Below are 13,724 nucleotides of genomic sequence, written 5' to 3' on the forward strand. Positions count from 1 at the left end.
GGCGAGGGGCGGGCCGAGGCGCGACAGCGAGGCCACGATGGGCCGTACGAGATCGGCGGGCCATGGGAAGGCGTGGGCCGTGGCGCGCTGGTGGGCGAGTCCGTGCAGGCCGAGCCAGAGCGCGATCGCGTCGGCGCAGGGGTCGGTGCTGGTCGAGTATCCGGCGGTGACGCAGTCGGTGAGGGCGTCGGACAGGACGCGCAGGGCGTCCGCTCCGAGGGCGGTCAGATCGTCGCCGACGCCCGCGTCGCCGCCCATGGGATGCGTCGGCTCGCCGAACATGGCGCGGTAGCGCTCGGGGTGGGCGGTGGCGAAGTCCAGGTAGGCCAGGCAGGCGGCGTACAGACGCCGCGGGGCCCTGGCATCGGCGGCATCGGCATCGGCGGCATCGGCGTCGGCGTCGGCGGCGCCGGTGGTGTCCGTGGTGTCCGTGCTGTCCGTGGCGTACGTGCTGTACGTGGTGTCCGTGCCGTCCACGGCGTCGACTGCTGCCCCGAGGCGGCCGGACAGTTCGGCGAAGGCTTCGCCGACGACGGCGAGCATGATGGCCGATCGGCCGGGGAAGTGCGGGTAGATCGAGGGCGCGGCGATCCCGGCCCGCCGCGCCACAGCCCGCAGGGTGACGGCTCGTTCGTCGCCGTGGTCGAGCAGGTCGGTCGCGGCGGCCAGGATGTCGGCCCGCAGGTGGCCGCCCTCGCCCCGGCGGTTGCGCGACCGTGGGGCGCGGCGGGGCTCGGACGCGGCGGTGGCGCGGGGCATGCCGTCACGTTCCGGGGACGAGGACGACCTTGCCGAGTACGGTGCGGGACTCGGCGAGCGCGAGGGCGGAGGTGGCGTCGGCCAGCGGGATCTCCGCGGCGATCTGCGGGACCACGGCGCCCTCGGCCACCAGCCGCAGCACCTGAGTCAGGTCCTCGCTCAGCCGCTGCTGCCACACCGCGCGGCGCTTGCCCGCCCAGAGGTTGTAGAAGTGCGCGCTCTTGCCGTTGGGCAGGGCGTTCCACGCCGCCAGTCGCGCGAAGACCTTCAGTACCGGAAGCTGCGAGTTGCCTTCCTCGTCCTTCGTCGCCGCCGTGCCGTACGAGACCAGCGTCCCGCCGCGGCGGAGCAGCTGCCACGACTGTTCGAGACCGGCCCCGCCGACGTGGTCGAAGACCGCGTCCACACCGTCCGGTGCCAGCTCCCGGATCTTCGTGTACATGTGCGGGTCGCGGTAGTCGACGGGGGTCGCGCCGAGTGCGCGTACGGCGTCGTGGTGGCGGGGGGACGCCGTGCCGATCACGGTGATGCCCGCGTGCCGGGCCAGTTGGACGAGGAGGGAGCCGACGCCGCCGTTCGCGCCGAGCACGACGACGGTCCCGCCGGTGCGCACCCCGGCCGTCCGGTGCAGCATCTGCCAGGCGGTGATCCCGTTGACGAGGACGGTCTCCGCGGCGGCCGAGGACACCCCGTCGAGCACGGGCACCAGCTCCGCCGCGTCGATCAGCAGATCACTGGCCCACGCGCCGATCTTGGTGACGGCGGCGAACCGGTGTCCGACCAGCCCGGCGTCCACGCCGGGGCCGGTGGCGGTGACGGTGCCCACCACGTCGTAGCCGGGCACGAAGGGGAAGGGAGGCTGGTCGTAGTACTTGCCGCGGCGCATCTGCTGCTCGGCGAAGCAGACCCCGGTCGCCTCCATCCGCAGCGCGACCTGTCCGGGACCCGGCGCCGGAAGGTCCCGGACCCGGACTTCGAGCCCGTCCGGCTCGACCTCGCCGGGCAGGACGATCTCGGTGGCGCGGATGGTGGCGGTGCTGTTGGTCATGGCTGCTCCCTTGGTCTGCACTCGTTCGCTTACGTTCGTAACGCTACAGGTGTAAGTCATGGACGTGCAAGAGGGCTACGCCCATAAACTTCACGGCGTAAGGTGACGGGTATGGAAAACGTCGGAACAACAGCCTCGGCCGCACCGAAGAAGGGCCGCGCGCGCAACCGCCGCGGCGAGGGCGGGCGGCTGCGCGAGGACATCGTCGCCGCCGCGGTGGAACTCCTCGACGAAGCGGGCGACGAACGCGCGATCACGCTGCGTTCGGTCGCCCGCCGGGTCGGCATCGCCGCACCCTCGATCTATCCGCACTTCCCCGACCAGCCGGCCATCATGCTCGCCGTCGTGCAGCGGGAGTTCGCGGAGCTGCGCAACAGCCTGCTCTCCGCCGTGGAGAAGGCCGGGGCCGACCCACGGCGGCGGCTGTACGCCGTCTGTGACACCTATCTGGATTTCGCCCAGGCCCATCCCGAGCGCTACCGCACGATGTTCGGCGGCCTCTGGATGCCGGACCTGGACGCCAGTTCACTGACCGAGGCGGATCTGGCCGCGCTCGGCAACGAGACGATGGGGATCCTCGTCGAGGCCCTTGACGCGTGCGCCGCTGCCGGACAGTCCACCAGCGCCGACCCGCGGGGCGACGCGGTCGCGCTCTGGCTCGGCCTGCACGGACTCGCGCACCAGCGCGCCGTGTCCCCCGCCTTCCCGTGGCCGCAGGACATCGACGGCCGCATCATCGTCGCGCTCGCCCGCTTGACCGAGCCGCCCGCGTGACCGAGCCGCCCGCATGGCCGAGCCGCCCCCGTGAGCGACTCGCCCCCGTGCGCACTTCGGCGGACGACGGGACGAACCGGCCGCCCGGGGGAGCGGGCACCCCGGGCGGTCGCGCTCAGCCCCGCCCGGCCAGGTCGGCCGCGCGGTCGGTGCGGTCGGTGCGGTCGGCCGCGCCGCCCCGGTCGTCCCCGTCACGGGGGAGTGCGCGCTGCTCGACGTGATCAGCGACGGCCGCATGGAGGTCGGGATCGCGCGGGGCGCCTACCAGATCGAGTTCGACCGGCTCGCCGACGGACTCGCCGCCGCCGACGGCGGCAAACACCTGCGCGAGCTGGTGCCCGCCGTCCGCGCGCTCTGGCAGGGCGACTACGCGCACGACGGCGAGATCTGGCGGTTCCCCACCTCCACCAGCGTGCCCAAGCCGGTCCAGCGGCCGACCCCGCCGATGTGGATCGCCGCCCGCGACCCCGCCTCGCACGACTTCGCGGTCTCCCAGGGCTGCAACGTGATGGTCATCCCCCTCATGAAGGGGGACGAGGAAGTGGTCGCGCTGAAGGACAAGTTCGACACCGCGGTGGCGCACCACCCCGAGGTGGCCCGCCCCGACCTCATGGTGCGTCGTCCCGGCCTCCCGGTGACCGGCCCTCCCGGTGACCGGCCCTTCCCCCGACAGCGCCCGGCGTTCGCGGGGATACGCGGGACACCCGGAGTACGGGGGAGTATATGAAGGTCCTTGCATGGCAGATCGAGCCGGTGCGGGCGCTCACGGCCGATTGACGCCCCGCATGCCCCCGCACTAGGTTCACGTGCCATGCAAGAACCCGCTCGACCGTCGCGCAGGCCGCTGGAGCAGACCAGCATGCAGGCCAAAGTCGCCCAGGAACTGCGCCAGATGATCATCAGTGGGGAGCTGCCGCCACGCTCCAGCCTCTCCGAGATGGCCCTTTCGCAGACCTTCGGCGTCAGCCGCACCCCCATCCGCGAAGCCCTCAAGCAACTCCAGATCGAGGGGCTGGTGGAGGTGCGGCCCCGGGTCGGCACGTTCGTCGCCGTCCCGTCCCGCCGCGAGATCACCGAGCTGTTCCAGATGAAGGAGCTGCTGGAGGGCGCGGCGGCCCGGCTGCTCGCCTTCCGCGGCAGCGTTCCCGTGGTGGACCAGCTCTCCGCCACCATGGCGGCGGCCGACGCCGCCGTGCGCGCGGGCGACTCCGAGCGGTACGAGGAGCTGGTCCACGAGTTCCACGACCTCATCGTGGTCGGAGCCGACAACTCCAAGCTGGAGGCCCACTACCGCACCCTCATGAACCAGCTGGCGTACGCGCGTCTGGTCCGTACGTCCCTGGCGCAGCCCGGCCGCCTCAGCGAGTCCGACCGCGAGCACCACCGGGTCCTCGACCTCATCCTCGCCAAGGACGGCGACGGCGCGGAGCGCGTGATGCGCGAACACGTCCGCCGCAGCCACCAGGCCCTCATGGCGGGCATGGACCACGACCGCTACCACGACTGACCCGGGGTCCTCCGTCCGGCAGACCCCGGCCCTTCCTCCTCCCGTACGGTCAGTCCGGTGATCCCCGCCCGGCGCTGCCCGGCGGGCGCGCGGAGCGTCACCCGGACCAGGCGGGCCTCCGCGCCCGGCTTCAGGGGCTGCCAGCGGGCCGCGTCCGCGGCGGTCGACGTGGACGTCTCGATCTCGTACGCCGCCGGGCGCGTCCGCGTCCACCGGGGTGTCACCGAGCCGACCCTCGCCGTGCGGCCCAGATCGACCGTGAGCGCGGCGGTGGCCTCGGCCGGGACCCAGGCCGTCGCCGGGCTGCCGTCCACGGCGGCTGCCGCGTACTGGCCCGGCTCCTCGGAGGTGGCGCTCGCCGGGCGGCAGCGCGCCACGTCGGGCGTCGGGGCGAGATCGGGGCGGCGGGTGGGCAGCGTGAGCGTGCCGGTCAGCGTGCGCGCGCCGCCCGGCGTGTGCACCGTGAACGGCGCGCCCGAGGTGAGCCGTACCGTCGTCTCCCGCGCGCCGAGCGCGACCTCGTACGTACGGCCCTGCCAGCGCAGCCCCCGCAGCGTCACCCCGCGCGCCAGCTGGGGCGGCAGCGTGGGATCGAGCCGTACGCCGTCCTCCCGCAGCCGCAGCCCCGTCAGACCGTGCGTGAAGACCTGCAGGAATCCGCCCTGCCCCGTCAGGAAGTCCTGCGCGGGCGAGCCGGAGAGCGGGTCGTCCGCGCCCGCCTTGTCGCCGCGCGCCTCGGAGAAGAGCGCGAACGGCCCGCGCGTGAAGGGCCGTACGGACCGCTGGAGATACGTGTACGCCGAGCAGCCCGGTTCCCCGATGGCCGCCGCGTCGATCGCGTGGATCGCGTCGGTCATCGCGGGCCCGTCCGGGTCGGTGCGCTCCGCGTAGTAGTCGAGTGTCGCGGCGGCGGCGCCCTCGGGCATCGGCCACTCCAGCGGATAGGTCAGCAGGACGGCGTCCGCCTGTTTGATCCGCGCGCCGTCGTACCCCGCGTACTGGAGGTAGACCTTGCGCCGTGGGTCGTAGGGGATACGGAGCCGGTCGGCGATCCGCGTCCAGGCGGCGGGCGCCTCCTCGCCGACGAGCGCGGCGGCGCGTGCCGCGTGGCGCAGGACGGTCGCGGCGCCCGCGTTGGTGAAGACCCCGTCGGTGACCCCGTTGCTGTACTCGTCGGGGCCCGCCACCTCCTTGACCGAGTAGCCGCCGTCCGCGTCGGCGCTCACCCGCGAGGCCCAGAACTCGGCGATCCCGCGCAGCAGCGGCCAGCCGCGCTCGCGCAGCCACTCCCGGTCGCCGGTGGCCAGGTAGTACTGCCAGACGGCGAGCGCGATATCGCTCTGCAGATGGATCTGCGTGACGCAGTGCGGCGGGTTCCAGCTCTGGCACTCCGACCAGAGACGGCCCTCGCCGCCGCTGGTCCACGGGTAGAACAGCCCCTTGAAGCCGAGCTTCGCGGCGTTGCGCGCCGCCGCCGCGCGGGTGCGGTAGCGGTACTCGACGACGGAGCGCGCCAGCTCCGGCCGGGTCGCCAGCAGCCCCGGGTACAGGAAGACCTCGGCGTCCCAGAAGACGAGCCCCGCGTAGTTGTCGCTGCTCAGTCCGGTCGGCGCGATGCTGTCGGCGGCGCCGGGACGGGTGGCGGTCAGCAGCCCGTACCGCGCGGCGCGCAGCCACGCGCGCAGCTCGGCCTGTTCCCGCCCGGCGCCCGCCACCTCCACCTCGCCCTCCCACAGAGGCGCCCAGGCATCCGCGTTCGCCGCGAAGACCCGCTGCCAGCCGCGCGCGGCGGCGCGCCGGGCCGCCGCGAGGGCCGCGGCGCGCGGGTCGGGGGAGGTGAGGGCGGTGTCGACGCCGACGTACTTCTCGACGGTGTACGTACGGTCCGCGCGCACCGCGAACGCGCCGCCCGCGACGCTGCCGTCCCTGCTGTCCCTGCCGTCCTTGCCATCGCTGCTGTCCTTGCCATCGCTGCCGTCCCTCGCGTCCCTGCCGGCCTTCGCGTCCCTCGGGGACGACCGCAGGACCGAGGCGAGGGCGCCGGTCGTCTCCGTGCCGCGGGTACGGAAGGTGGCGACGGCGCCGTCCCGCGTGCGCGCCTCGCCGGTCCGGGTGATCCGGCGCGCTCCGCGCCAGTCGAGATCCCCCGTCACGGCCGCCTCGCCGCTCCAGCGCGGGGTGAGGCGCAGCCGTACGGCGCCGGTGTGCGGGTCGGAGCGGTCGGTGAGGACCTCGTAGGTCAGATCGGTGACGCGCCCCTCTGACGTGGTCCAGCGCAGGCTGGTGACGACCACCGCGCAGTGCGCCAGCAGGCTCTGGCGGTAGCGGGAGATCCGGCCGCCCTCCCCGTCCCCGAACGTCTCGTCACCCACGCGCAGGCTCAGCGCCGTCCAGCCCGGCAGCGCGGCGAGGACCTGGCGGTCGGCAGTCGTCTCCGGCTCGTGCGCGTACAGCCCGGCCACGAAGGCGCCGTCGTAGCGCGGGGTGAACAGCGGCCAGCCGGTGGCGGCGCCGCTCTCGGCGTATCCGGCGCCGGTGGGCGGCACGCGGGTGCCGAGGTAGCCGTTGCCGGTGTACGCGTGGTGGCTGTCGGCGGGGTCGATCCGGGTCGCGGTGGCGGGCCCGCCGGGGCCGGACTCCGTTCCGCAGGCGGTCGCGTGGGCCGGCCGCTCCGCCGGGTCCTCGCCGCGCCGGTCGTACGGGGGCGGTGGCGCCGCCGCGAGCAGCGTGCCGACGACGAGCGGGGCGAGGAGGCGCGTACACGGGAGGCTCACGCTCAGGACCGTACGAACGGAGGCGCGGCGGTCCGGGCGCGGCGCGCGTGGTGAACGGCTGATTCCGGCGCGGCAGGGACCGGGCGCCCAGGGCCTTAGCCCGCACCGGCGCCCTGATCGGCGCCCGGCCTCCCGCCCGGCCTCCCGCCCGGCCTCCTGAGCGCCTCAGGCGCTCAGCCCGGTCTTCGCGCCCGCGCCGCACAGCGGCACCACCGCGGGTCCGTCCGTCCAGCCGCTCATGGCCGCCCAGCAGGCGACGCCCGTCGGCTCCACGAAGAGCCCGCGGGCGGCCAGGTCCCGCTGCGCGGCGCGCAGTTGGTTCTCGGTCACGGTCAGGAAGGTGCCGCCGGAGTCGCGGACCGCGCGCAGGATCTGGCGGGCGCGCGGCGGGCGCGGGATGGCGATGCCCTCCGCCAGCGTGGGCGCGGTCGCGGTCGCGGTCTCCCGCCGCGGCGGGAGGTCGTCGGCGCCCGCGTGGAAGGCCGTCGCCAGCGGGGAGACGGCCTCCGCCTGGACGGCGACCAGGGCGGGGCGCTCGCCGATGAGCCCGTTTCCGTACAGCTCGGCGACGGCGAGGGCGGCGCCGAGCAGCAGCGTGCCGTTGCCGACCGGTAGGGCGAGCGTCTCGGGGAGCCGGCCCCCGTACTCCTCCCACAGCTCGTAGACGTAGGTCTTCGTACCGTGCAGGAAGTACGGGTTGTGGACATGGCTCGCGTAGAAGGTGCCCGGTTCGTCCGCGGCGGCGCGGGCGGCCAGCGCGGTGGCCTCGCGGTCGCCCGCGACGCGCTCCAGGCGGGCGCCGTGGGCGCGGATCTGCTCGGTCTTCTTCGGGGAGGTGGCCTCCGGCACGTAGACGACGCAGGGCAGCCCGGCCCGCGCGCAGTACGCCGCGACGGCCGTCCCCGCGTTGCCGCTGCTGTCGGCGATCACCCTGCGTACCCGCTCGGGCCCGAGGCGCCGCGCCAGCTCCACGAGCATGACGGCGCCCCGGTCCTTGAAGGAGAGCGTCGGCATGAGGAAGTCGAGCTTCGCGCTCACGGAGGGCGTCAGCGCCACGAGCGGGGTGCGCCCCTCGCCGAGGCCCGCCGACGGGGGGCCGAGCGGCAGCGCCTCCGCGTAGCGCCACAGCGAGTCGACCCGGTGGGGCAGCGCGGCCAGCTGTACAGAACCGGCGTCGAAGTCGAGATCCCAGGGACCGCCGCAGCGGGGGCAGCACCAGGGGGCCGCGTCGACGGGTGCGCGGGCGCCGTCGGCCGGGCATCGATACGTCGTGGTCATGGGCGTCAGCATGGCAGCAGTTACAGCATGGGTGACTGTGTAAACCCATGATCATCACTTCGAGTGAAACCCTGGCCCACGCTTGCGGTGATGAACCCACGGTTGCCAGGCTGTTGCTGTCTGTCAAGCTGATGGGAGTGGCCCGTGGCCTTCGGTGAGCAGCCCGCCTATCTGCGCGTTGCGAGCGACCTTCGCGAGAAGATCGTCAATGGTGCCTTGCCGCCGCACGCCCGGCTGCCCTCGCAGGCCCGTATCCGCGAGGAGTACGGCGTCTCGGACACGGTCGCGCTGGAGGCGCGCAAGGTGCTGATGGCCGAGGGGCTCGTCGAGGGCCGCTCCGGCTCCGGCACCTACGTCCGTGAGCGCCCCGTGCCGCGCCGTATCGCCCGCTCCGGCTACCGGCCGCCGTCCGGCTCCAGCCCGTTCCGCCAGGAGCAGACGGAGGCGGGAGCGCGGGGCACCTGGGAGTCGCGCAGCGAGCAGGAGGAGGCGAGCGCCGAGATCGCCGAGCGGCTCGGGATCGAGCCGGGGGAGCGCGTGATGCGCACGCGCTACGTCTTCCGGGACGGGGGCGAGCCCATGATGCTCTCCACCTCCTGGGAGCCCCTCACGGTCACCGGGCGCACCCCGGTGATGCTCCCCGAGGAGGGGCCCCTCGGCGGCTGCGGGGTGGTCGAGCGGATGGCGGCCATCGACATCGTCGTGGACAACGTCCTGGAGGAGGTCGGGGCGCGTCCGGGGCTGGCGGAGGAGCTGATGGCGCTGGGCGGCGTGCCCGGCCATGTGGTGATGGTCCTGGAGCGGACGTACTTCGCCTCCGGCCGGGCGGTGGAGACGGCGGACGTGGTGATCCCCGCCGACCGGTACCGCATCGCGTACCACCTCTCCGTCAGGTGACGCACGGTCAGGTGACTCGTATCGGACGTTCTGGTCCGCCCATGTGATCCCGAGCCGGTCGTCGGCCGGGCGTGGGATGTCCGTTTTCGCGTCGCTCGTACGGACTTGGCGGGGCGTACGGGACGGCTGATCGCGGGGTGCGACGGTGCCGGGGGGCGTGAACAGCGAGTTTCCGCCCCCCTCTTTTCGGCGCTTTGTTGGCCGGATGCGTACCTCTTCGTGAAAAGACATAACCGCTCCGTAAGGGTCAGGCGTACGCTCGGGCATATGCGTATTGCGGTTTCCTGGGGATCATCGGAGAGATGCGGGCCGGCGGCGGGAGAAGTGCGATGAACGAGAGCGGGACCGCGCTTCCCTGGCTGGTGATACGGCAGGACGACAATGGTGCGCGCTACCGCGTCGGGCGGTACGCGACACAGGACGAGGCACAGAAGATGGCCGACACGCTGCACGGGCGGGGTCACCAGCAGCTCTACTCGGTGGAGCGGGCCGGTCCGTCCGTCCGGTAGGACCCGTCCGGCGGGGGCGCCCGCCGGACGGTTACGCTCCGGCGCATGACTGATCGGGTAGTGGTGGCGGGCGCGGTGTACGACCGGGGGCGGCTGCTGGCCGCCCGCCGGAGCGCGCCGCCCGAGCTGGCGGGGCGCTGGGAGCTGCCCGGCGGAAAGCTGGAGCCGGGCGAACGGCCCGAGCAGGCCCTCGTCCGCGAGCTGCGCGAGGAACTCGGCGTGGAGGCGCGGCCGGTGGAGCGGATCCCCGGCGAGTGGCCGCTGATGCCCGGCCTCGTGCTCCAGGTCTGGACGGTCCGGCTGCTCTCCGGCGAGCCCCGGCCGCTGGAGGACCACGACGAACTGCGCTGGCTCGGCCCCGAGGAGATCCACACGGTGGACTGGCTCGACCAGGACCGCCCGGCGGTCGCCGAGGCCGCCCGTCGGCTGCCCGCCCCGGGGCGGTAATTGTCCCGGTTATCGGGTATGTGACCTTTACCGCCCCATACGGCGCGGGTCCCCCGTCGGTTCCGGGATGTGGTCGGCTTGATCGACACGGAGAGCGGTGCGTGCGCCGAGTGGACCTTCCCCGCCGAGCCCGACGCCGTGCGCACCGCCCGCCATGTCGTGCGCGAGGCGCTGCGCGCCCGTAGCCTGCCCGTCGCGGTGGCGGAGATGGCGGTCCTGCTGGTCAGCGAGTTGATGACCAACTCCCTGCGGTACGCGTCCGGGCCGATCGGAGTGCGGCTGACGATCGGCGGCGGGCCCGCCGCCGCACCGGCCGGTGCGGTCGAGCCGCCCGAGCCGCCCGAACCGCCCGCGCTGCTGGTCGAGGTCTCCGACCCGCTCGCCGACCTTCCCGTCGAACGCACCCCGGGACCCGACGACGAACGGGGCCGTGGGCTGCGCCTCGTGGCCTGTTCCGCACGTCGTTGGGGGACGCGACGTGGGAAGACAGGTAAGACCGTGTGGTTCGAGCTGCCCCTCTCTGGTTAGAAGTGTGAAGGGACAACGATCACGCCCGACTCGGCTCAAAAAGAGCGAGACTGTGCTGTGATCGTGAACGGCGTGCCGGCCGGGGCCGTAGTGCTGAATACTGCGGGCAAGGCCGGTCCGGTGCGTGAGCTGGAGGGGACGGTCGCGTGAGCGAGATATCTGGGGCGGCGGGCGACGTCGTATGGCAGAGCAGTCCGCCCGGCTCGATCTATGACTACATCAAGGCCGCTTCGTTCTCGATCGGCCCCGATGGGCTGGTCGATCAGTGGAGCCAGCGGGCCGCCGAGCTGTTCGGCGTGGCCGCGCACGAGGTCAGGGGCAAGGACCCCGTTGAGGTGCTCATGCCTGCCGACCTGCGGTCGCGCGGGCGCCGCAAGGTGCGCGAGATCCTCGACGGCAAGGAGTGGACGGGGCTGCTCCCCTTCCGGGTGCCCGGCGAGAGCGGGGAGACCGGGCTCGCCGAGGTCTATGTGATGCCCAGCGAGACGGAGAGCGGCGAGCGGGCCGCGCTCTGCATCGTCGTGGACGTCCGCGCGCTGCGCCGGATCGAAACCGACCTGGCCTCTTCGCAGGCCATTTTCGGCCAATCTCCCTTCGGTTTCCTCCTGTTCGGCACCGACCTCAGAGTGCAGCGCGCCAACCAGCGCTTCGCCACCGTCTTCGGCGGCGGGGTCGGCGACCACCGGGGCCGTACGGCCTACGACTACCTCTCCCCCTCCGAGGCCGACCGGCTCACCGCCGCGCTGCGCCGGGTCCTGGAGACGGGGGAGTCCGTCACCGACCTGCCGATCGTCGGCGTCAGGCCGGCCGACGACGAGCGCCGCAACTGGTCGCTGAACCTCTACCGCGTCCACAGCGGCTCCGGGAGCGTCCTCGGTATCGCCGGGGTCGGCACCGATGTGACGCACCGGCACGCCGCCGCCCGGGAGGCCGCCAGCGCCCGGCGCAACCTCGCGCTCCTCAACGAGGCCAGCGCCCGGATCGGCAACTCGCTGGACCTGGAGACCACCGCCCGCGAACTGCTCGACGTCGCCGTGCCCGGCTTCTGCGACCTGGCCTCCGTCGACCTGTACCAGTCGCTGCTCACCGGCGAGGAGGCACCGCCGGGGCGCGGGGAGTCCTCCGGTGCCGGGTCGGGCGGCGGCAGCGCCCGGCTGCGCCGGGTCGGCTTCGCGAGCGCCGTCTCCGACGGGCCGCTGGCGGCCCCCGTCGGCAGCGGCGACGAGGGGTACGTGCCGCCGGACGTCGGCGCCGTCCACCGCTTCCCGTTCAGCTCGCTCAGCGCGAACGCCCTGCGCACCGGACAGGTGCAGACCATTCCGGGCGAGCCGGGCGGCCTGGTCCAGTCCGGCTTCGCGGTCCCGATGGTCGCGCACGACACCGTCATCGGGCTGGTCCAGTTCTCCCGTACGAAGGGCAGCGAGCCGTTCGGCGAGCGGGACCGGTTCCTGGCCGTGGAGCTGGCCGCGCGCGCCGCCGTCTGTATCGACAACGCCCGCCTCTACCGCCGGGAGCACGAGCGCGCGCTGATCCTCCAGCGCAGCCTGCTGCCGCCCGGCGACCCGGAGGCGGCGGGCCTCGACATCGCCTGCCGCTATCTGCCGGGCACCACGGCCACCGAGGTCGGCGGCGACTGGTTCGACGTCATCGAGCTGCCGGGCCACCGCACCGCGCTGGTCGTGGGCGACGTGATGGGGCGCGGTCTGCGCGCCGCGGTCGCCATGGGCGAACTCCGTACGGCCGTACGCACCCTGGCGCTGCTCGACCTGGAGCCCGCCGAGGTGCTCTCCGCGCTGGACGAGATCGCCCGCGGCCTCGGCACCCCCAGCGGGGCGCAGCAGGCGTCGCGCGTCGCCCACAAGTCGCGCGACGCGGACCTCTCCGAGGTCTACCTCGCCACCTGCGTGTACGCGGTCTACGACCCGGTCACCCGGCGTGCCACGTTCGCCAACGCCGGGCATCTGCCGCCCGCCGTGGTGGAACCCGGCGAGGACGCGCTGATGCTCGACGTACCGCCGGGGATGCCGCTCGGGGTCGGCGGGGAGCCCTTCGAGCAGGTCGAGGTGGACCTGGCGGAGGGGGCGCTCCTCGCGCTGTACACCGACGGTCTCGTCGAGTCCAGGGAGCAGCCGCTGGACGAGGGGCTGGGCGCGCTCAGGGCGGCCCTCGCCAACCAGGGCCGGCCCCTGGAGGACGTCTGCGACCACGTGCTGAACACGCTGGAGACCTCGCACGGCGAGGACGACATCGCCCTGCTGATGGCCCGTATCCAGGGACTGCCCGCCGAGGCGGTCGGTGACTGGCGGCTGCCGCGCGAACCGCGCTCGGTCGGCCGGGCCCGGGAGCTGTCCCGGACGCAATTGCTCGCCTGGGATCTCGAACCCCTGGTCGACACCGTCGAACTGCTCGTCAGCGAGCTGGTCACCAACGCCCTGCGCTACGGCGAGGGCGAGATCAGGCTGCGGCTGCTGCGCGACCGCACCCTGGTCTGCGAGGTGTGGGACGCGGGCCTGGTGCAGCCCAGGCGCCGCAGGGCGCGCGACACCGACGAGGGCGGCCGGGGGCTCCAGCTGGTCGGGCTGCTCAGCGCGGCGTGGGGCTCGCGGCGTACGCCGCGCGGCAAGACGGTCTGGTTCGAACTCGCCCTGCCCGACGGGCGGGCGGCGGCGGAGCCGACGGCGGAGCAGCTGCTGAGCATGTTCTGACGGCGCGGAGCCGGCCGGGCGGGCACGCTCTCACCGGGCCCGGCCGTCGCCCCGGCCCCCGCCCCGGCCGCCGCCCGGTGTCGTGCGGCGCGCCATCCGCCGCTTGCGCTTGGTGTACGTGTAGGCGGCGACGCCCGCGGCGCCGAGCACCACGGCGACGGGCAGTACGAGATTGGCCGCCGCGCCCTGGTCGGCCGGGCCCCTGTGCGGACCGCGTACGTCCCCCGCGGACAGCCGGACGCGGTCGCGCGCGTGCGGCCGGTCGAGTGCCCGGCCCGCCCCGGCCCGGTCGTCGCCGAGCGCACCCGCCTTGTCGGTGATCCGCCCCTGCTTGCCGAGCGTCACCGGCCCCTCGGCCCGCGCGCCCTCCGTACCCGGTCCCGCCGGCCAGCACGCCAGGACCAGCAGCGCGAGCAGGGTCCGGCCGGCTATCCGGATCCGGGTGCCGCGCGCGGAAGTCATCACAATCGGGAGATTATGTCCCGATAAGGGGGTGCG

13 protein-coding genes are annotated in these 13,724 nt (G+C 73.9%); 8 read left to right on the forward strand and 5 right to left on the reverse strand.

Annotated features, from left to right (window positions below; all coding sequences use genetic code 11):
- On the reverse strand, nucleotides 1–759 hold a 759-nt coding region (locus DVH02_RS04840; protein ID WP_147286000.1), incomplete at its 3' end, for a TetR/AcrR family transcriptional regulator.
- A gap of 4 nt (nucleotides 760–763) precedes the next feature.
- The gene (locus tag DVH02_RS04845; protein WP_114622422.1) at nucleotides 764–1,807 is read right to left on the reverse strand and encodes a medium chain dehydrogenase/reductase family protein; all 1,044 of its coding nucleotides are present in this window, start codon (nucleotides 1,805–1,807) and stop codon (nucleotides 764–766) included.
- Nucleotides 1,808–1,918: 111 nt separating this feature from the next.
- Here DVH02_RS04845 and DVH02_RS04850 point away from each other — a divergent pair, with 111 nt between their 5' ends.
- The 3 genes from DVH02_RS04850 to DVH02_RS04860 all read left to right on the forward strand — a co-directional run bounded on the left by DVH02_RS04850 (nucleotide 1,919) and on the right by DVH02_RS04860 (nucleotide 4,088).
- On the forward strand, nucleotides 1,919–2,581 hold the full coding sequence (locus DVH02_RS04850; protein ID WP_114622423.1) for a TetR/AcrR family transcriptional regulator: 663 nt from the start codon (nucleotides 1,919–1,921) through the stop codon (nucleotides 2,579–2,581).
- Nucleotides 2,582–2,789: 208 nt separating this feature from the next.
- Nucleotides 2,790–3,308: an LLM class flavin-dependent oxidoreductase gene (locus DVH02_RS04855; protein ID WP_267899046.1), complete on the forward strand. Its 519-nt coding sequence runs from the start codon at nucleotides 2,790–2,792 to the stop codon at nucleotides 3,306–3,308.
- Nucleotides 3,309–3,392: 84 nt separating this feature from the next.
- Nucleotides 3,393–4,088, forward strand: a complete 696-nt coding sequence (locus DVH02_RS04860; RefSeq protein WP_114622424.1) for a GntR family transcriptional regulator — start codon at nucleotides 3,393–3,395, stop codon at nucleotides 4,086–4,088.
- Here the strand turns inward: DVH02_RS04860 and DVH02_RS04865 are convergent.
- Both DVH02_RS04865 and DVH02_RS04870 read right to left on the reverse strand, forming a co-directional pair.
- On the reverse strand, nucleotides 4,076–6,862 hold the full coding sequence (locus DVH02_RS04865; RefSeq protein ID WP_114622425.1) for a glycosyl hydrolase family 65 protein: 2,787 nt from the start codon (nucleotides 6,860–6,862) through the stop codon (nucleotides 4,076–4,078). The two genes, DVH02_RS04860 and DVH02_RS04865, sit on opposite strands and share 13 nt — an antisense overlap.
- Nucleotides 6,863–7,027: 165 nt before the next feature.
- On the reverse strand, nucleotides 7,028–8,152 hold the full coding sequence (locus DVH02_RS04870; RefSeq protein WP_114622426.1) for a pyridoxal-phosphate dependent enzyme: 1,125 nt from the start codon (nucleotides 8,150–8,152) through the stop codon (nucleotides 7,028–7,030).
- Between the two features lie 132 nt (nucleotides 8,153–8,284).
- Between DVH02_RS04870 and DVH02_RS04875 the strand changes: the two genes are divergently transcribed.
- From DVH02_RS04875 to DVH02_RS04895, 5 genes are all read left to right on the forward strand, one after another.
- Nucleotides 8,285–9,037, forward strand: a complete 753-nt coding sequence (locus DVH02_RS04875) for a GntR family transcriptional regulator (protein WP_114622427.1) — start codon at nucleotides 8,285–8,287, stop codon at nucleotides 9,035–9,037.
- A gap of 329 nt (nucleotides 9,038–9,366) precedes the next feature.
- Nucleotides 9,367–9,546, forward strand: coding sequence for an SPOR domain-containing protein (locus DVH02_RS04880; RefSeq protein WP_114622428.1), 180 nt, complete (start codon nucleotides 9,367–9,369; stop codon nucleotides 9,544–9,546).
- A gap of 45 nt (nucleotides 9,547–9,591) precedes the next feature.
- Nucleotides 9,592–9,993 carry a (deoxy)nucleoside triphosphate pyrophosphohydrolase gene (locus tag DVH02_RS04885; RefSeq protein WP_114622429.1) on the forward strand — a complete coding sequence of 134 codons (402 nt, stop codon included), beginning with the start codon at nucleotides 9,592–9,594 and terminating at the stop codon, nucleotides 9,991–9,993.
- A gap of 69 nt (nucleotides 9,994–10,062) precedes the next feature.
- Nucleotides 10,063–10,521 carry an ATP-binding protein gene (locus DVH02_RS04890; protein WP_114622430.1) on the forward strand — a complete coding sequence of 153 codons (459 nt, stop codon included), beginning with the start codon at nucleotides 10,063–10,065 and terminating at the stop codon, nucleotides 10,519–10,521.
- 146 nt (nucleotides 10,522–10,667) lie between these two features.
- Nucleotides 10,668–13,226, forward strand: coding sequence for a SpoIIE family protein phosphatase (locus tag DVH02_RS04895; protein WP_114622431.1), 2,559 nt, complete (start codon nucleotides 10,668–10,670; stop codon nucleotides 13,224–13,226).
- A gap of 30 nt (nucleotides 13,227–13,256) precedes the next feature.
- Here DVH02_RS04895 and DVH02_RS04900 read toward each other — a convergent pair whose 3' ends face one another.
- Nucleotides 13,257–13,688, reverse strand: coding sequence for a hypothetical protein (locus DVH02_RS04900; RefSeq protein ID WP_114622432.1), 432 nt, complete (start codon nucleotides 13,686–13,688; stop codon nucleotides 13,257–13,259).
- Between the last annotated feature and the right edge of the window lie 36 nt (nucleotides 13,689–13,724).

The sequence above is a fragment of the Streptomyces corynorhini genome (genome assembly GCF_003346515.1).
GTDB lineage: Bacteria > Actinomycetota > Actinomycetes > Streptomycetales > Streptomycetaceae > Streptomyces > Streptomyces corynorhini.